A 17,251-nucleotide genomic window follows, 5' to 3' on the forward strand; every position below is an offset into this window, starting at 1 on the left:
AGCTATTGATTAGCCACAAGTCCACTCAACCGCGCCTTCAGGGCTCATAGTTGCGTCTTTCTCAAGCTTCACAGTTCCTAATTCATAGGTAACTGATTCGTTGCGAATGTCCAAACGGAATACTTCGTTCACCTTAGTGATATCAAAGTTGCCATTCTCATCGGCGCTGAGACAGCTAACTGGCACAGTGATTGTTTTCCAGCCTTCGCCTTCTAAGTCAGCTAATTGATCTTGGCCAAAGTAGTAGGTATTTCGATCAAGGTAATCCGTCGCACCACCGCTAGTTTGCATTACGATTTGGTGAGCATAGTTTCCTGACGCAGTAGCATTAGTTACGTTTAGATCAAATACATAAATACCAGCTTGATAGTCAGTCATATCCATTTGGGTATCACTACCAACAATGAAATACGCTTCACCGTTGCCAAATGTTTCAACTTCCCAAACGTATTCTTCACCGTTAGCACTTGGAGAAACCTTAAGACCAGCTTGGTCATAAGTTCCATCTTTCGCTAACTCTGTCTTTTGATAATCAGGTGCGTAACCTACTTTAAGTGTAAAACTACCGGTCGCTCCATCATCAATAATAACTAAAGCTTCATCTGCTGGCGGTGGCGGTATTACTGGCGTACCCTCGTCATTGGCACAACCGGCCATGGTTACTGCAGCGGCTAACATTGATACTTTAAATATTGTGTTGTTAAACATTGTTCTCTCCCTATGAAATCCCTTTGAAGGCTCTTGACCCGAGTTGCCCTAGACGCCTTTTACACTTTTATCGTAAGGCGCAAGCAGGCGCATGGAAACGACAGAGATCACAATGTAAGCGCTATCACGAAATAAAATTCACTTTAAATGACTAAGCGATATTTAGCAAAAGCTTGGAGAGATTTGTTAAAAAACAAAGATTTTAACCATAAGATACTGAAAAAGAAGGATAATTGATGTTAATAATATGTTCAACAAAAGACAAAAGTGAGATCTCGCCTGCAATAACCATGAATAGCTTGAGAATAAAAATTCACAATGAATTTACCATATATCACAACACAGATAAAAGTAAGTGGCTATATTTCATAAAATAAACAAATTAAGGTGCAAAAAAAAACAAAGCGGTAGCCTTGTTTTTATATTGGTGAAATGAGCCCTGACTTAAGACGTTTGATTCAAACGCGACTCTAACTCTGCCACTTTTAACTCTAATTCAGCTAATTTTTCACGGGTTCTTAATAACACTTGGGTTTGTACGTCAAAGTCTTCGCGATTTACCACGTCAAGTTGGCTCAGCTTAGCTTGAATCACTTGCTTTACTTTACGCTCAAATTCATCACCTACATTTTTTAGCCCAGGTGGAACCATGTCGCTCACTTGTTTCGCTATTTCTTCAATTTTAGCCGGGTTAATCATTAAACTCTCCTTAATTTGACCTCATTGTATAGAAGCTTATTTGTCGGCTCAAGCGAAGCGAAAAGGTATTTAATACTGATTAGCCAAAGTACCGTCCAAGGCAAAAATGTTATCTAACACACCATCTTCACGTAAACGAACCAACGCTTGCTTTAAGCGTTCTGCTTGCTCCTTTTGGCCGGACGAACGCGACCAATACAAATGAACCTTTCGTGTGGCTAATTGATATATGGGTGTGATTTGTGCCGCCGCAACATGTAACTCTTTCAATGCGTAATTTATCGAGTAATTAGTGGCGATCATTGCGTCGATGCGACCTAGCAGCAACATTTGAATACCTTGCTCGGTATTAATAAAACTTACCCGCTCAACATAAGGGTTATCATCTATATCAGGCCCATAAGCAGAGCCACGAATAACGCCTATACGTTTGCCGGCTAATTGCGATACATGGTGAACAGGCTGCTCTCCAGCATTAGCGATGGCCACTATTTTGACCGTCACCACTAAACCTAAATCAACCGCTATCTCGTCTGAATGAGGGCTAGCAAACATTACCGCAAAATCGGCACTCCCCGATTCCATTTCTTTAATTACTCTTGGGTAAGGTCGCATAGTATTGAGGTAGTCTATACCTGCCTCTTTCACTAAGGCTTGGGTGAAACTCGGCAGTAGACCTTGCCCAGCCAATTCTGCGTCTTGGTAACCCCAAGGCTTGACGATACTGGTGGAAAATTTTGCAGGTTCTAAATCACTGGCTAAAACAGCCCAGTGGAAAGTAACTATTATTAACAACAAATATCGCATGGCCCACCTTGGATTAAAAATCTTCACGCTAGTGACTAAGTATAGCAAACTGCGCCCCCAGCAGATTTTGCAGAACGTTAGCCGATAATTGCAACGATAAACCACGCTTACCGGCACTGACAACAATTTCATCCAGTTGCTCTGCGCTGCAGTCGATAAAGGTAGGTAAACGCTTTTTTTGACCAAAGGGGCTAATTCCCCCTTTTACATAACCGGTGGTGCGCTCGGCCACTGGCACATCGGCCATGCGCATCTTTTTGATTTTTGCGGCCTTAGCCAGTGCTTTTAAATCAAGCTGACCCGTTACTGGTACCACAGCAACCACCATTTTCTTAGGGTCGTGCTCATCACACGCCACTAGGGTTTTAAAAACCCACTGCGGATCAAGGCCTAACTTGTCGGCGCTGTCTTGGCCAAAGTTGCCTTGTTGGGGGTCACTTTTATATTCAAGTAACTGAAATTCTTGTTTGGCTTTTTTAAGCTGCTGTACTGCGGGTGTCATTAATTACCACCTTATACCCGTTTAAATGGATGTTTAATTACGCGCGGCGACTTGCCAAAACCGTTGCATTAATGGTTCGTGTAACCTTCTTGATAACATACAGATCCCCAAATCAAAAGGGGCTAACTCAACCCCAACAGCAATACTTTGGATCCGCTCACGCACTGGGCTGTTGTCTACTACCACTTCGGGCGCTATGCCCACTCCACTGCCCAAGGCCACCATACTCACAATCGCTTCATGACCAGCGACCTTGGCATACACATTAGGCGTAATACGCATTGCCTTAAACCAATGATCAATACGCGCTCGCGCTGGGCCATGCTCCGGTAAAATAAAGGGTACTTGATCCCAAGGAATAGGGTTACGCTCTAATAGCTTACGCACGTTGCACGACACTGTTGGACCAATTATCGACAGCGGAATTTTGCTAATACTGGCAAAGGCAATATTCAGGGGGAGCTGTTCTGGGCGAGCAGCAATGGCAATATCTACTTCGCCATTGGCGACTTTGTCTACCGCCATGGCTACATCACCAGTGGCCAATTTGATATCAGCATTGGGGCAAGATAAGCGGTATTTATCCAAAATATCGGGTAAATGGCTATAACTAGCCGTCACTGAACAATATAGCGTCAACTCACCGGCCAATTCACTAGATTGTAGAGAGAGGTCCATTTGCAATTGACGCCATTGCTCTAGCCAGTTTTCAGCAAAGCTACGAAAACGTTGCCCCGCCTGAGTAAGGTGCACGCTGCGTTTATCTCGAGTAAATAAGCTGCTGCCCAATTCCTCTTCTAAACGCTGGATGACCCGGCTTAAAGTAGAAGCGCTCACATGCATCGCTTGGCTAGTTTTAGCGAAATGTAAGCTCTGACTTAGGTGTAAAAACAGCTCAACACTTCTTACGTCCACCGCTTATTCCCCTTAAACACCATTTTCCCCATTGAACCACAACCCTTATTGCAATATGTGAAATACAATATCCCAAAAACATCATTTTACGCAATGCTACTTTATGTTTATATTGAGGCCATCACGAGACAGGAACAAGAAACGCACACAAAGAGGTGCATCGGGATCTCGTAAACACAACAACACCATCATCATTTAATTAACGCTATTTTTACGGAGTCAAACATGGCTAATTATTTCAACACCCTTAGCTTGCGCCAAAAGCTTGAGCAATTAGGTAAATGTCGTTTTATGGATCGCAGCGAATTTGCTGATGGTTGTAACTTTATTAAAGACTGGAACATCGTAGTAGTGGGTTGTGGCGCACAAGGCCTAAACCAAGGCTTAAACATGCGTGATTCAGGCCTAAACATTTCTTACGCTTTACGTGACGCAGCCATTGCTGAGAAGCGTGCTTCTTTTGTTCAAGCAAGCGACAACGGTTTTACCGTTGGTACTTACCAAGAACTTATCCCACAAGCGGATATGGTACTTAACCTTACGCCAGATAAGCAGCACAGCAACGTAGTAGAAACGGTTATGCCGTTAATGAAGAAAGGCGCTACCTTAGCTTACTCACATGGCTTCAACATTGTTGAAGAAGGCATGCAAGTACGTGAAGACATCACTGTTGTAATGGTTGCACCTAAGTGCCCTGGTACTGAAGTACGTGAAGAATACAAACGTGGCTTTGGTGTTCCAACCCTAATTGCTGTTCACCCAGAAAACGACCCACAAGGTAACGGCCTTGCGATTGCTAAAGCCTACGCTTCTGCAACCGGTGGTGACCGCGCGGGCGTACTTGAGTCTTCTTTTGTGGCTGAAGTTAAATCTGACCTTATGGGCGAGCAAACCATTTTATGTGGTGTGTTACAAACTGGCGCCATCTTAGGTTATGACAAAATGGTAGCCGAAGGCATTGAGCCTGGTTACGCCGCTAAACTTATCCAGTTTGGTTGGGAAACAGTAACCGAAGCCCTTAAGCACGGTGGCATTACCAACATGGTAGACCGCCTGTCTAACCCAGCTAAAATTAAGTGTTTTGACCTAGCCGACGAGCTTAAAGACCTAATGCGCCCATTGTTTGAAAAACACATGGACGACATCATCGAAGGCGAATTCTCTCGCACTATGATGACTGACTGGTCAAACAACGATGTTAACTTGCTTAAGTGGCGTGAAGAAACTGGCCAAAGCGGTTTTGAAAAAGCCCCAGTATCTGACGTAGAAATTACTGAGCAAGAATTCTTCGACAAAGGCATTATCTTAGTTGCCCTCGTTAAAGCCGGTGTAGAACTAGCGTTCGAAACTATGGTTGCTGCAGGCATCATTGAAGAAAGTGCTTACTACGAGTCACTACACGAGACTCCGCTAATTGCTAACACCATTGCCCGTAAGCGTTTGTACGAAATGAACGTAGTAATCTCTGATACTGCAGAATATGGTTGTTACCTATTCTCTCACGCTGCTGTGCCACTATTGCGCGACACCGTGAACAACATCAGCTTAGAGTACATCGGTAAAGGCTTTGAAGAGCAAAGCAACGGCGTTGATAACGCTCGCCTAATCGAAGTAAACGAAGCGCTACGCAGCCACCCAGTAGAAGTTGTAGGTAAGAAACTACGCGGCTACATGAAAGACATGAAGAAAATCGCTGTAGGCGGTTAATCTTCTTACTTTTAGCTAATGACGATTAGCTAATGGTGGAAATAGGAAGCCCTGAGCAATGCTCAGGGCTTTTTTTGTTTTTATATTAATTGGCATTAATTAAAAGCTTTCGCCTACCCGCATTTGTAACCAATCGAAATCACTTTTAAAAAGCAGAGCTTTCGCCTGCGGCGACGTCATTTTCTTTGAACAGCCAAAGAAAACGAAGCAAAAGAAAGGCTGCCCCGCATCTTCTAAAAACCTGCGTTGCTCACTCACTAGGGCGTTGAAGCAACTCGCTACGCTCACACAGGCTTCAACTTATTTCCCTAGCTCATTTCCGCTACTCGGCGAAGATGATGGGGAAGCCCCCACTTGAATAGTTATTGAGGTTTCTTTTATTGAATGGATTTGTGATTAATAATTCTTAACTTCAAATGCGTGTATTTAGAGCTCTTGATTTCGCTAAGCTAAATATATTTTAAGTATCTGTTATAAAAGCGCCGCAACACAAAGCGTCATCTCTTTTCATACCTTCATTATCGCTGAGTAGCGCAAGTGTCTAAGTGATAAAGTCGAAACCTGTTTGAGCGTAGCGAGTTTTTCGACGCACTTAGATACGAGCAACGCAGGAAGAAGATAATGCAGGGCGAGTTTTCTTTTTGCTTCGTTTTTCTTTGCTCGCCAAAGAAAAATGACGTCGCCGTCAAGGCGAAATCTACACAACCAGCTAACCCAAAAATCAATTATTACTCAGAAGAAAAAATTTGTGGAACTACCATTAACTAGAAAGTAAGCCACAAATATGCAGGCTTATGATAACTTTACTCAATAAGAGTTTACGGAGCAAGTTAAGTGGCAGGTAAAAAATATAACTTTGATTGGAGTCCCCCTTTAACAAAGGAAAATGATGAAGAGTTTTCTGCCGACAAACTTAATCGTGCAACTTATGCAAATTTCCTCACCAACTTCTTAATTGCCCAAGCTAAAAGTGGCTATGTACTCAACCTCAACTCTAGCTGGGGAACAGGTAAAACCTACTTCCTAAAACGTTGGCAAGCTTCTATAGAAGAACACCATCCAACGGTTTACATAGACGCCTGGAAGCAAGACTTTTCTGATGACCCAATGATGACAGTTGTGTCGTCAATTACCGCTCAACTTCGCGACCAATCACAAGATAAAGACGAGCAAGCGATTAGAAACATAGGGAGTAAAGCCTGGGGCTTCTGCAAACATGCCGCACCAGAAATAACCAAGGCTGTAATCAAAAAAGTTAGTGGTATTAATGTCGATGAGATACTAGACAAAGATTCTGAAGAAGATCCAAGCAAGAGCGAGGAGTTTGCGGAAGCCACCGGAAAAGTCGTCGCAGCGATGTTTAAAGATCACGAACAAAAACTCAGCAGTATTGAAGACTTTAAGAAGAGTATCACCACATTTATTGATAATGTTACCGCTTGCTCCGAAAAACAAAACCCTACTTTTATTTTTGTAGATGAATTGGACCGCTGCCGCCCTTCCTACGCGGTAGAAATGTTAGAGGTGATCAAACATTTCTTCGATATGCCTTACGTAATCTTTGTCGTAGCCACCGATACAGAGCAACTGCAACATGCAGTTAAAGCGGTTTATGGGAATGACTTTGACGCCAATGTTTACCTAGGTCGCTTTTTCAAACGCCGCTGCACGCTAAAAGAACAACCTCGCCTAGCGTTTATAGCAAATCACCTTTCATATTTAAGCGAAGAACAAACAGATAAGTTCTTTCCAAAAATTTGGCCTCAACTAGATAACGATAAAGGGTATTTTTTCGAGCTATTAGCATCGGTATCAGATATCTATATTTTGTCTCTACGAGAAACTGAACAATTAGTTGATAAAATTCTCGCGATCCTAGTGAACCTTAATGAAGAAAATATCGACTTATTACTACTATGTTCATTGATGATTATTCATGATAAATACCCGGAATATTACCAATGCGTAATGAAAAGACTACCGATGAAAGACTCTAAATATGGGCTTCATACCGCTGACCAATTACAAGCAACGCTAATAAACACAAGTCTGAGAGATTCCATAAAGGTTAAAATTACACCTTCTATTCCTTTTCCTGAAAACCTAGTACCGCATGAAGACGGGTTTTACATTGTTAAGTTTGAAGAGGGTCACCAACAACTCAAGTACCGCGATGTTCTCTCCCTGCAAATAGAAAATCTGAATAATCCGATAGCTGCGCAACAACAGAGAAACATAGCAAATTCCCACAGCAAACCGCAAGCCACTGACATGGCAGGAATGGAGCTTTCATCATTGTCGGTTCCCAAAGAAAGCTACAAAAATTGGGTGGAATTAGCCACTACTTTCGAATAAAGCTACCCACACGGAACAATCCCCATCATCTTCGCCGAGTAGCGTAGATGAACAAGGGAGTAAAGTTGAAGTCTGTTTGAGCGTAGCGAGTTACTTCAACGCCCTTGTGAATGCGCAACGCAGGAATCAAGAAGATGCGGGGTGGCCTTTCTTTTGTGTACTTTTCTTTGGCCACGCAAAGAAAAGTACATCGCCGTCAAGGCGAAACCAACACGACCAACACGCTATTATGTGTAATCAGACTTGCAATCTAAAAGCAAAGCTTTCGCCTGCGGCGACGTCAACGCTCCCCAATAAGGGGAATTATGAGCAACCGCGTGAAATAATCCCCATCATCTTCGCCGAGTAGCGTAAATGAACAAGGGAGAAAAGTTGAAGTCTGTTTGAGCGCAGCGAGTTACTTTAACGCCCTTGTGAATGCGCAACGCAGGATCTGAGAAGATGCGGGGCAGCCTTTCTTTTGCTTGTAAGCTTTAGCTGGACAAAGCTTATGACGTCGCCGTAGGCGAAACCGGCAAAGCAACCAGCGAACTTAAGCTAAATCATCTCTACCTTCGATCAGTACATGATGGCTCACGGATCCCTCAACCCGCGCTTTTAAATAAGGCGCATATTCAGGGTCATTCATAAAGTCTAAAGCGGCTTGCTTGGATGGCCATTCAATAATCACTCGCAGGGTAACCCCCTCCCCCTGCCCCTCTAAGCGCTGATGGTTATTGGTGCGTGCTAAATATTTCCCGCCGTGTTTAGCTAACAAGGCCTTCGTTGGGCCAGTGTAATCGGGGATCCAATCTTGGTGGGTCGGGCTCACTTCTAATACCGAGTAATAAGTCATATTGATACCCTCCAAAACCCATCCAAACCTGTCACTAAAACAAGCTGAAAGTGCTAATGGGCTGACTTAGTCATGAACAATTGGATAAAGCTTAGCAGTGACTGACAAAATTGATAATCGCGTGAGAAATGATAACAGCCCCAAACAGTATTTGAGGCTGTTGTTATTACACCTTAAAAGCGCTGGTCACTTGGTGTAAGTGTACAGAGAGGCTTGACAATTCTTTACTGGCCGCCGAGATTTGTTCGGCGCTTACTGCGGTCAGTTCAGCTACTGAGCTTATCGCAACAACATTATCTTTAATAACGTTAGCCACTTGGGTTTGCTCGGACAAAGCGCTAGATACCCGTTCACTCATGTCGCTAATTTCACTCACTCCTTGATGCATGCCATCTAACGCTGAGTTCACTTGCTGCATATTAGACACGCTTTGATCCACATTGGTTTTGCTTTGCAGCATCACTTGAACAGCATTCTGCGAGCCATTTTGCAGCCGCTTTATCATCGCCTCAATCTCGCCAATTGAGTCTTGAGTGCGCTTGGCTAAAGTTCTAACTTCATCGGCGACGACGGCAAAACCCCGGCCTTGATCGCCTGCACGCGCAGCTTCAATCGCAGCATTTAGCGCCAACAAATTAGTTTGCTCGGCAATACTACTTATCACCGTGAGAATCGAGCCAATGTTATCACTTTCTTTCTCTAAGCCGTGAATAACGGTAGCTGCTTGCTCTACATCATTGGCCAATTGACTAACCGAATTGCGCGCTGCAACTACAGTATCAAACCCTTGCTGGGCCTGCTGCATGGTTTGTTTAGTTTGATCTGAAGTATTGTTGGTGTGTTCAGCTACATCGTCCACCGAAACACTGAGTTGCGACACTGCTGTAGCAACTTGGTCTATTTCAGCCGCTTGCTGTTTAAGCCCTTGCCGTGAGCTATCGGTAATGACCGATAGCTCTTCTGACGAGCTGGATACTTGGCTAACGGCTGCAGCCACTTCTTGAATGCTATGGTTAAAGCTGTCTAGCATATTATTAAACGCCTTACCCATAGCGCTGACTTCTTGCCCGCCCGATTCAGCGGCCCGCACCGTAAGGTCTTTATCCATTGCAACCTGCTGCATCACCGCTAATAAACCCTGCACAGGCTGATAAATACCTTTGCCAATGACCCAAGCACCAGTGCTTAGTACGATTAAGGTGAGAGCCCAATATAGCGAAGAAGACAGTAATTTCTGCTGAAAAATTGCCTCAACATCATCAACGTATATGCCGGTTGCTAATAGCCAATCCCAACCATCAACGATCACAGCGTAAGTCACCTTATCACTTAGCGTCTGCTGATTTGGCTTGTTCCACTGATAGTTGACTTGGGCGACACCGTTATGGCGAGCTTGCTGCCACATGTCTCTAATCAAATAGACCCCATTCGGATCTTTCACCTGCGACCAATCGGTGTTTTCTTTTTGTAAATTGACGCCATAAGCCAGCATGTTCATATCGTTATCTACAATGAATAAATACTGCTCGCCCTCGTAGCGCAAACCTCTTACCAAGGCTAACGCTTGCGTTTTCGCCTGTTCCTCTGAAAGCTCGCCGTTTAGCGCTTGTTGTCGATAAAACTCAACACTGTCGGCGGTGACTTCTACTACTGCTTTTAACTTATCGATGCGATCTTGTAACAAGCTGCGTTTAAGCTCTTGCATTGAAATTAGCTGTAAAACTACCAATACCGAAATGGCTAAGCCAACCAATAAATATAGCTTTTGACGTATAGAAAAAGACTTGAAGTATTCCATTACTAAACCTTGCTTGAAGTTGTCATTTTTACCGGAGATCGAAGCAAAATAGCTCCAACTTGCATCATTTATTGATGCTTTATTATGTTGCGGTCATTTTAATGAGATCCATCAGACTTGTGAACTAAATACTAATGCAAATAATTCGCATGCACATTTATTAAGCAAGATTAGAGTAATAACTCAACAATGGTAGTGATGGACACTTAAATCGACATATTCTAGCCGTCTAAGCAATCAGATATAAACATAGTGACAACTATATTGATCTGCATAATTGGAAGGAAAACTAAAGCACGATATTGACGCGCTAAGCACATTTTTCTGTTTTAAATAATCTGACAGTATAAGTAGACTGCATAATAAATAGTTAAGGCAATCATTTCCACAATAATATAGTGGATAAATATTAATAGTTATCAAGCCGTAATGATTTATCCTACAGCCTTACTATTTATTATTAGGTAACATTAAGGCGACGTTAAACATCGCCTTATTTATTTCATAAAATTACTTGGCGCTTAGCTCAAACCAATTCATATTAAATAAATAGCCTGATGAACCCTTAAAATTAAAACGCAGCGTTTGTGGGCCCGCATCTAAATCTACCGTTGATTCAATGGTTTTCCAACTTTGCCAGTCTCCAGTACCTTTTACTTTTACAGTGGCTTTCTCTACGCCATTTGCCAAGACGACAAATCTACCGCCACCAGTGGCACTCGCTACGCGAGCGCTAAGGGTGTAGGTGCCGGCAGCAGGCACATCAACTGCGTACTCAACCCAGTCTCCATTTTCGATGTAACCAACATTAATGCCACCGCCAGTATCCGAACTAGACTCTGTTTTAATTCCTTCTTGATTAGCAAAGTCTTCTGCTTCAACTTTCATTGCAGCATTGGCTGCCATACTTAAAAATGTTGCAGAGGCTAAAGCAAGAGCTGACATAAGCTTTACTGTTTTTCTATTTAATTTTGTAGTCATTGGCTATCTCTCTAATAATGTGTGTTGTTATTCTTAGTTGTCTTTAGATCAAAAAACTTCACTCTCTGCATTAATTTTTTGTCGCAAACAGCCTGTTTAAATTTCGACCTTATAATTAGATTATATCGTTTATTTTAGGAGTAAAACTTAATAGGTGGATTATTGGTTAGCGCTCACACTTTATGGCGATTTAAGTGATATATAATTAAACAAAATAAAATAAAGTTATGCTAATTCCGATTGTGGGGAATACCTCACTGGTAACCGAACAGGACGACAATGGAAGCGTCAAAGCGAAGATGAGAAATACACTTGGCAAGATGCCATGGTCAGTTCAATACCTAACAGAGTTAAAATGACTCTTGTGGATGGTAACCAGCTAGATAAACGCTATTGGCTTGGTGGTTTGGCTAAAGCAGCAATAATTGGAGATAAAATCGCCGCTCTATCAACTGAAGGCTGCTTATCTTGGAGGAATGACAACACACCAAATGCATTCGTAGAGAATTTTTTATCTAGAACGCGTGGGTCGGCACCTAAATCGGTCAAGAGTTGTACCAAAACAGGATCATTTAGAAGAATCGCACTGGTTAAAGGCGTCATACCATCTACCTGAGAAGAACTATTAATAGAGATCCCTCGCTCTACAAGCAACCTGATATACTTTTCCCTTAACGCTACATCAGGCACACCGATAAGAAAATTCAAACCAGCGCCAGCACTAAGGAAAGCAATATCTTCATCACCTAGGCGATAATTAACTACATAATAATCACATACACTAGATGGTATATAATGGCTGTTGTCATTAGTAGCGCAAACGATAATATCCTCAACATTTGACTGAACTAGAGAGTAGCCAGCCAGACCTATTATGCAAAAAAATGCGAGCACTAAACCGATAAAAAACTTTATCATCTTAAACCCAAACCTATTCATTTCTTAATTGCGTACCTATGACCGTTCCTTAGGCCACCGCGGAGCCCTGAATGAGCATTTCCTACGCTTGCTAACCTTGCTGCATACCATTTTGAAGTATTACCAAAACGATGCGCTAGCCGGTCTCTCAAACGCTCATAAATTTTGACATCTGCCACATCCTTACCCTTAGCCGACTTGAACCCATGTTTCTTAGCAGCCGAACCAAACATTGGTAGAACTTTTTTAGCTCCCGGGCTAGGGGTGTAAGACCCTCGACATATAGAGCCGACCAAACCGAACGCAAAATAAGCCTCTACGGCTTCAACTAACAAACCTTGAGCAAAACCCTGAACCTTGTCGGTGACATTTAAATAATCCATCTTTGGATGCATACTCTTAATATAAACGTCAGAGCTATAAAGGTTTCCGCCTAACTAAATCCCCATTCTCTCGACTCTAATCATATGAAATTCATCCTAGATGAAGCCATTCCCTCGCGACACAATAAATAACAAGAAACTCATTATACACCGTGAAATCAAGTTCCCATAGTAATGACATTTAACTCAAATAGCATTTAATGAAGCCCTACCGAGGCTAAAATACCAACCGAGAAAACGAGACGAACTAGGCAGTAAACATAACCTTATTAAACCTCCGCTAAGCGTTGCTGTAGATGCGATAACATCAAGCTTACTTTGCTAGATAGGTGTCGGTTTTGTGGATACAAAGCCCAAATCCCTTCAGGCCCTTTTTGATAAGGCTTTAATAGTTCAATCAACGCACCGCTTTGCAGGTATTTTTTTACATAACTGTCGGGCAATTGAACAATACCCAACCCTTTTAGCGCGGCATCAAGCAAGGCATACCCATTGTTACACTGCAGCCGACCACTTATTTTCAGCGCCATAGTCTTACCTTGTTCGGCAAATCGCCAGTATTCGATAGTCCCTTGTAGACAATTATGCTGAGCCAACTCACTGATGCCATGAGGCGAACCATGTTGCGCCAAGTACGCTGGCGAGGCACATACATGCAGGCTGCGCTCGGCTAAGCGTTTAGCCATCATGCTAGAATCGGGTAGCTCGCCCAGCCTAATCGCTAAATCTATGGCCTGATCCACTAAATCAATTTTTTGGTTGCTAAGCTGGAGTGATACCTCTAACTCTGGATATTGTAGGCAAAAGTCATTCACCGCAGGGGCAATGTGCTGTTCTCCAAAGGTCACCGGGGCGGTCATGCTTAGCTTACCGCGTGGCGTACTCTGAAGGTTGTTTAAGCTACGCTCGGCGTCAAGCAAACCCTCGATCAATGGCCTACACTGTTGATAAAACAACTGACCGCTGTCGGTAACCGACACGCGCCGAGTCGTGCGATAAAACAACTTAGTGGCTAAACGTATTTCCAACTGGGAAACCTGACGACTCACTTGAGCAGTAGATATACCCAAGCGTTGAGCTGCAGCAGTGAAGCTCTCGGTTTCTACTACGGCGACAAACTCGTTAATACCGTCCCACTGGAACATAGCGGCCAACCTAGCGGTTAATACTGTTTGGCTAACATCTAACAGCCAAACAAGATAATGATTTGGCCAACACTGTTACCACACAGTAAAGGTGAATTAATGAATAGCCAGATTATCACCAAATGAGAAACAAATATAATACTGCTATTAACTACGCCTTTAGGCGATAACTAATCCATAGTGAGGAAGCGCAATGACTGCCCAAACCATCAAATCAAAAGCGGCTGTAGCATGGGCTGCAGGCCAACCATTAAAAATGGAAATTGTCGATGTGGCACCGCCTAAAGCAGGCGAAGTAAGAGTGAAAATTGTTGCCTCAGGAGTCTGCCACACTGATGCATTTACCTTATCGGGCGATGATCCGGAAGGGATCTTTCCCGCTATTTTGGGTCACGAAGGTGGCGGCATTGTAGAATCAATTGGCGAAGGTGTTACTAGCGTTAAAGTGGGTGACCACGTTATTCCCTTGTACACCCCAGAATGTGGCGAGTGTAAGTTTTGCTTATCGGGTAAAACCAACCTTTGCCAAAAGATCCGCGAAACCCAAGGCAAGGGTTTAATGCCCGACGGCACCACCCGCTTTTCGATTGATGGACAGCCTATTTTTCACTACATGGGTTGCTCAACATTTAGTGAATACACGGTACTACCAGAAATATCACTCGCCAAAATCAACCAAGAGGCGCCACTAGAAGAAGTCTGTTTGTTAGGTTGCGGCGTCACCACCGGCATGGGCGCTGTCGCCAATACCGCCAATGTTCAACCCGGCGATACCGTCGCAGTATTTGGTCTGGGTGGCATTGGTTTGTCTGCCATTATCGGCGCACAAATGGCCAAAGCAGGCCGCATAATTGCAATCGATATTAACGAATCTAAATTTGAATTGGCCCAAAAGCTCGGTGCGACCGATTGCGTTAATCCAAAAAACTTCGACAAGCCTATTCAGGAAGTGATTGTAGAGATGACCGACGGCGGCGTGGACTTTTCGTTTGAATGTGTGGGTAACGTTCATTTAATGCGTAGCGCGTTAGAGTGCTGTCATAAAGGTTGGGGCGAGTCGGTGATTATTGGCGTAGCCGGCGCTGGCCAGGAAATCTCCACCCGACCTTTCCAATTAGTCACGGGGCGCGTATGGAGAGGTTCTGCATTTGGTGGGGTTAAAGGTCGCTCTGAGTTACCTGAATACGTAGAACGCTACATGGCAGGTGAATTTAAGCTAGACGACTTCATTACCCACACCATGGCCTTAGATAAGGTCAATGAAGCCTTTGAATTAATGCATCAAGGTAAGAGTATTCGCAGTGTTATTCATTTCGACAAATAGTTAATAAGCAACCTAAATACAGTGCTTTAATGCATCAGCAAGCGTATTAGCACTGTTCTTCTATCCACTTTTACTAATAAGGATAAGCTAAATGCATGACATTGAACTTATCAGCGCCAACAAAAGCTTTGGTGGCTGGCATAAACGCTACAGCCACCGTGCGAGCAGTTTAAATGGGCTAGCTCAATTTGCGATTTTTTTGCCACCACAGGCTAGTGCTAAGCAACCAGTACCGGTGCTGTACTGGTTATCGGGGCTAACCTGTAACGACGAAAACTTTATGCAGAAAGCTGGCGTACAACGTATGGCTGCCGAGCTAGGCATTGCCATTGTAGCGCCCGATACAAGCCCTCGCGGTGACGATGTAACCGATGATGAGGCTTACGACTTAGGCCAAGGTGCGGGATTTTACCTAAACGCCAGCCAAGCCCCATGGAACCAGCATTACCACATGTATGACTACATTGTGAGTGAACTGCCAGCATTAATTGAGTCACGCTTTCCAGTAAGCAGTAAACGCGCTATTGCTGGCCACTCGATGGGCGGTCACGGAGCCTTAACCATTGCGTTGCGTAACCCCGAGCGTTTTAGTTCAGTATCAGCGTTTAGCCCTATCTGTAACCCTAGTGCCGTGCCGTGGGGCCAAAAAGCCTTTACCGCTTACTTAGGAAGTGACCAGCAACACTGGGCACAATACGACGCCAGTTTGCTAATGCGCGAAGCAACCCAGTTTGTCCCTGCATTGGTTGACCAAGGAGAGGCTGATCAGTTTTTAGCTGAGCAGCTAAAACCCGAAGCATTAACGACAGCGGCCAAGCAAAGCGCTTACCCTTTAAGCCTAAATATGCATACCGGTTACGACCATAGCTACTTTTTTATCGCCAGCTTTATTGAGTCTCACCTGCAGTTTCACGCCAAACACTTGGCGTGAAACACCGCTAGCCCAATATACAAAAAAACCAAGCTATGCTTGGTTTTTTGTGCCTCAAAGGCGTGTGATTAAAGGCTTAAATTAAACGCTAAGCGGGCGATTTCTTGGCCATTAACATGCAAGGCGACAAAGTGTTCACCAGGATAATATTTGCGAGTAGAAATGACTTTAAAAGAGTGGCTTTTCTCCATCGCAAACATTTCATCTTTATCTAAACTTAAGTTCTTCAGCTTAAATACTTTAGCGGAGGTTTTGCCATTCGCCTTCATAAAATGTACGGCATAATCTAATACAAATTTTTGATTGGGCTGCTTAGCCCGAATCGCCAAGGCGAAGCTGAGTGACTCCCCCATTGTCACTTGATGATTAAGCAAGGCAAACTCTTCAAGCTCTAATTGCGGCTTGGCCGTATAGCCGAGCAGCGGAAAAGTTAAGGGGTGACCTTGTTTAACTAAACTACGCGTAGCATGTTTAATCACCCAGCTTCGTTCGACGCTGCCATTGTGCTGCCAAGCTTGGCAAAGGCTTAATACCAACTCTGGATGATCTTTACTAATATCATTGAGGTTATTCGCCACCGAACGTCGTACATAAAGGCTATCATCGTCTTTTAGCTGATCTAATAAAGGAATAATCAGCGCCGGATCGGCGATGAGACCCTTTAACTGTGCGCCCCAGGGCAAGCGAGGGCGGCATCCTTCGCTAACTAAGCGCCGCACGTGCTCATCTTCATGGCTTAACCAAGCATGTAATTGCGCCCAAGTGAGGTCTGGATGTTTTTCAATAAACGGTCGAATGGCGAATTCGGCACTAAACAAAGGGGTAAGACCTGCCAACACCGGCAAGGCTATTTGAGGATCTTCTATCCCGGCGATCGCCACATAATCGGTCACAGGCCAAATGGCAAAGCCACGTAGACTATCTTTGGGGTCGCCACGATCCCAATGAGCAGGCAACTTACGTAATAGCGCAGCAGTTTGCGCAAAGTCATTAGGTAGCGTTTGCTGCAGCACCTCAATAATGTGGGTAACACGCTGCTTAAGCTCTAGCTCATCAATGCCCTTTAGCGCCAGCGCCATAAACTGCTCGGCATTAAACTGTGGATAGACTGCTAACAAACCATCAGCGATGCGTTTTAATGCCGGCTCAGCCAAACCATTCTTCATTAACATGGGTTCCATCTACACTTTCCATCAAGATAATTGAAACCACTATAACCAAGCCCCAACCAAGGCTGCTAGTT

Annotated in this window: 16 protein-coding genes; 4 read left to right on the plus strand and 12 right to left on the minus strand. The window is 43.8% G+C overall.

Annotated features, from left to right (window positions below; translation table 11 throughout):
- Nucleotides 1–9: 9 nt before the first annotated feature.
- From M0C34_RS19130 to ilvY, 5 genes are all read right to left on the minus strand, one after another.
- The gene (locus M0C34_RS19130; RefSeq protein ID WP_248713250.1) at nt 10–708 is read right to left on the minus strand and encodes a hypothetical protein; all 699 of its coding nucleotides are present in this window, start codon (nt 706–708) and stop codon (nt 10–12) included.
- Nucleotides 709–1,152: 444 nt separating this feature from the next.
- Nucleotides 1,153–1,407 (minus strand): ubiquinone biosynthesis accessory factor UbiK, encoded by a 255-nt coding sequence (gene ubiK, locus M0C34_RS19135; protein WP_248713251.1) that lies wholly within the window; start codon nt 1,405–1,407, stop codon nt 1,153–1,155.
- Between the two features lie 69 nt (nt 1,408–1,476).
- The gene (locus M0C34_RS19140; protein ID WP_248713252.1) at nt 1,477–2,214 is read right to left on the minus strand and encodes a substrate-binding periplasmic protein; all 738 of its coding nucleotides are present in this window, start codon (nt 2,212–2,214) and stop codon (nt 1,477–1,479) included.
- 28 nt (nt 2,215–2,242) lie between these two features.
- A complete protein-coding gene (gene ybaK, locus M0C34_RS19145; protein ID WP_248713253.1) occupies nt 2,243–2,716 on the minus strand; it encodes a Cys-tRNA(Pro) deacylase in 474 nt (157 codons plus the stop codon).
- A gap of 33 nt (nt 2,717–2,749) precedes the next feature.
- Nucleotides 2,750–3,631, minus strand: coding sequence for an HTH-type transcriptional activator IlvY (ilvY, locus tag M0C34_RS19150; protein WP_248713254.1), 882 nt, complete (start codon nt 3,629–3,631; stop codon nt 2,750–2,752).
- A 225-nt stretch (nt 3,632–3,856) separates the two neighbouring features.
- On the opposite strand from ilvY, the gene ilvC reads away from it, so the two are divergent.
- Together ilvC and M0C34_RS19160 are read left to right on the plus strand one after the other, a co-directional pair.
- Nucleotides 3,857–5,338, plus strand: coding sequence for a ketol-acid reductoisomerase (gene ilvC, locus M0C34_RS19155; protein ID WP_248713255.1), 1,482 nt, complete (start codon nt 3,857–3,859; stop codon nt 5,336–5,338).
- Between the two features lie 834 nt (nt 5,339–6,172).
- On the plus strand, nt 6,173–7,693 hold the full coding sequence (locus M0C34_RS19160; RefSeq protein WP_248713256.1) for a KAP family P-loop NTPase fold protein: 1,521 nt from the start codon (nt 6,173–6,175) through the stop codon (nt 7,691–7,693).
- A gap of 532 nt (nt 7,694–8,225) precedes the next feature.
- On the opposite strand, the gene M0C34_RS19165 is transcribed toward M0C34_RS19160, so the two are convergent.
- From M0C34_RS19165 to M0C34_RS19190, 6 genes are all read right to left on the minus strand, one after another.
- On the minus strand, nt 8,226–8,528 hold the full coding sequence (locus tag M0C34_RS19165; protein ID WP_248713257.1) for a DUF1330 domain-containing protein: 303 nt from the start codon (nt 8,526–8,528) through the stop codon (nt 8,226–8,228).
- A 166-nt stretch (nt 8,529–8,694) separates the two neighbouring features.
- Nucleotides 8,695–10,326, minus strand: a complete 1,632-nt coding sequence (locus M0C34_RS19170) for a methyl-accepting chemotaxis protein (protein WP_248713258.1) — start codon at nt 10,324–10,326, stop codon at nt 8,695–8,697.
- Nucleotides 10,327–10,836: 510 nt separating this feature from the next.
- A complete protein-coding gene (locus M0C34_RS19175) occupies nt 10,837–11,307 on the minus strand; it encodes a carbohydrate-binding protein (protein WP_248713259.1) in 471 nt (156 codons plus the stop codon).
- A 390-nt stretch (nt 11,308–11,697) separates the two neighbouring features.
- Complete coding sequence (locus M0C34_RS19180; RefSeq protein WP_248713260.1) at nt 11,698–12,225, minus strand: ankyrin repeat domain-containing protein; 528 nt, start codon at nt 12,223–12,225, stop codon at nt 11,698–11,700.
- Between the two features lie 17 nt (nt 12,226–12,242).
- Complete coding sequence (locus tag M0C34_RS19185; RefSeq protein ID WP_248713261.1) at nt 12,243–12,608, minus strand: hypothetical protein; 366 nt, start codon at nt 12,606–12,608, stop codon at nt 12,243–12,245.
- Between the two features lie 269 nt (nt 12,609–12,877).
- Nucleotides 12,878–13,753, minus strand: a complete 876-nt coding sequence (locus M0C34_RS19190) for a LysR family transcriptional regulator (RefSeq protein WP_248713262.1) — start codon at nt 13,751–13,753, stop codon at nt 12,878–12,880.
- 193 nt (nt 13,754–13,946) lie between these two features.
- Here M0C34_RS19190 and M0C34_RS19195 point away from each other — a divergent pair, with 193 nt between their 5' ends.
- Complete coding sequence (locus M0C34_RS19195; RefSeq protein ID WP_248713263.1) at nt 13,947–15,077, plus strand: S-(hydroxymethyl)glutathione dehydrogenase/class III alcohol dehydrogenase; 1,131 nt, start codon at nt 13,947–13,949, stop codon at nt 15,075–15,077.
- 91 nt (nt 15,078–15,168) lie between these two features.
- Nucleotides 15,169–16,008, plus strand: a complete 840-nt coding sequence (gene fghA, locus M0C34_RS19200) for an S-formylglutathione hydrolase (protein ID WP_305883142.1) — start codon at nt 15,169–15,171, stop codon at nt 16,006–16,008.
- 68 nt (nt 16,009–16,076) lie between these two features.
- Here the strand turns inward: fghA and M0C34_RS19205 are convergent, their stop codons facing one another.
- The gene (locus tag M0C34_RS19205) at nt 16,077–17,189 is read right to left on the minus strand and encodes a DNA alkylation repair protein (protein WP_248713264.1); all 1,113 of its coding nucleotides are present in this window, start codon (nt 17,187–17,189) and stop codon (nt 16,077–16,079) included.
- Nucleotides 17,190–17,251: the final 62 nt, after the last annotated feature.

Source organism: Agarivorans sp. TSD2052 (assembly GCF_023238625.1).
Lineage (GTDB): Bacteria > Pseudomonadota > Gammaproteobacteria > Enterobacterales > Celerinatantimonadaceae > Agarivorans.

Excerpts from the sequence above, each read along its gene's own strand:
- M0C34_RS19130 (WP_248713250.1), bottom strand. The coding sequence starts at position 708 with ATGTTTAACAACACAATATTTAAAGTATCAATGTTAGCCGCTGCAGTA.
- ubiK (WP_248713251.1), bottom strand. The coding sequence starts at position 1,407 with ATGATTAACCCGGCTAAAATTGAAGAAATAGCGAAACAAGTGAGCGAC.
- M0C34_RS19140 (WP_248713252.1), bottom strand. The coding sequence starts at position 2,214 with ATGCGATATTTGTTGTTAATAATAGTTACTTTCCACTGGGCTGTTTTA.
- ybaK (WP_248713253.1), bottom strand. The coding sequence starts at position 2,716 with ATGACACCCGCAGTACAGCAGCTTAAAAAAGCCAAACAAGAATTTCAG.
- ilvC (WP_248713255.1), top strand. The coding sequence starts at position 3,857 with ATGGCTAATTATTTCAACACCCTTAGCTTGCGCCAAAAGCTTGAGCAA.
- M0C34_RS19165 (WP_248713257.1), bottom strand. The coding sequence starts at position 8,528 with ATGACTTATTACTCGGTATTAGAAGTGAGCCCGACCCACCAAGATTGG.
- M0C34_RS19170 (WP_248713258.1), bottom strand. The coding sequence starts at position 10,326 with ATGGAATACTTCAAGTCTTTTTCTATACGTCAAAAGCTATATTTATTG.
- M0C34_RS19175 (WP_248713259.1), bottom strand. The coding sequence starts at position 11,307 with ATGACTACAAAATTAAATAGAAAAACAGTAAAGCTTATGTCAGCTCTT.
- M0C34_RS19180 (WP_248713260.1), bottom strand. The coding sequence starts at position 12,225 with ATGATAAAGTTTTTTATCGGTTTAGTGCTCGCATTTTTTTGCATAATA.
- M0C34_RS19185 (WP_248713261.1), bottom strand. The coding sequence starts at position 12,608 with ATGGATTATTTAAATGTCACCGACAAGGTTCAGGGTTTTGCTCAAGGT.
- M0C34_RS19190 (WP_248713262.1), bottom strand. The coding sequence starts at position 13,753 with ATGTTCCAGTGGGACGGTATTAACGAGTTTGTCGCCGTAGTAGAAACC.
- M0C34_RS19195 (WP_248713263.1), top strand. The coding sequence starts at position 13,947 with ATGACTGCCCAAACCATCAAATCAAAAGCGGCTGTAGCATGGGCTGCA.
- fghA (WP_305883142.1), top strand. The coding sequence starts at position 15,169 with ATGCATGACATTGAACTTATCAGCGCCAACAAAAGCTTTGGTGGCTGG.
- M0C34_RS19205 (WP_248713264.1), bottom strand. The coding sequence starts at position 17,189 with ATGGAACCCATGTTAATGAAGAATGGTTTGGCTGAGCCGGCATTAAAA.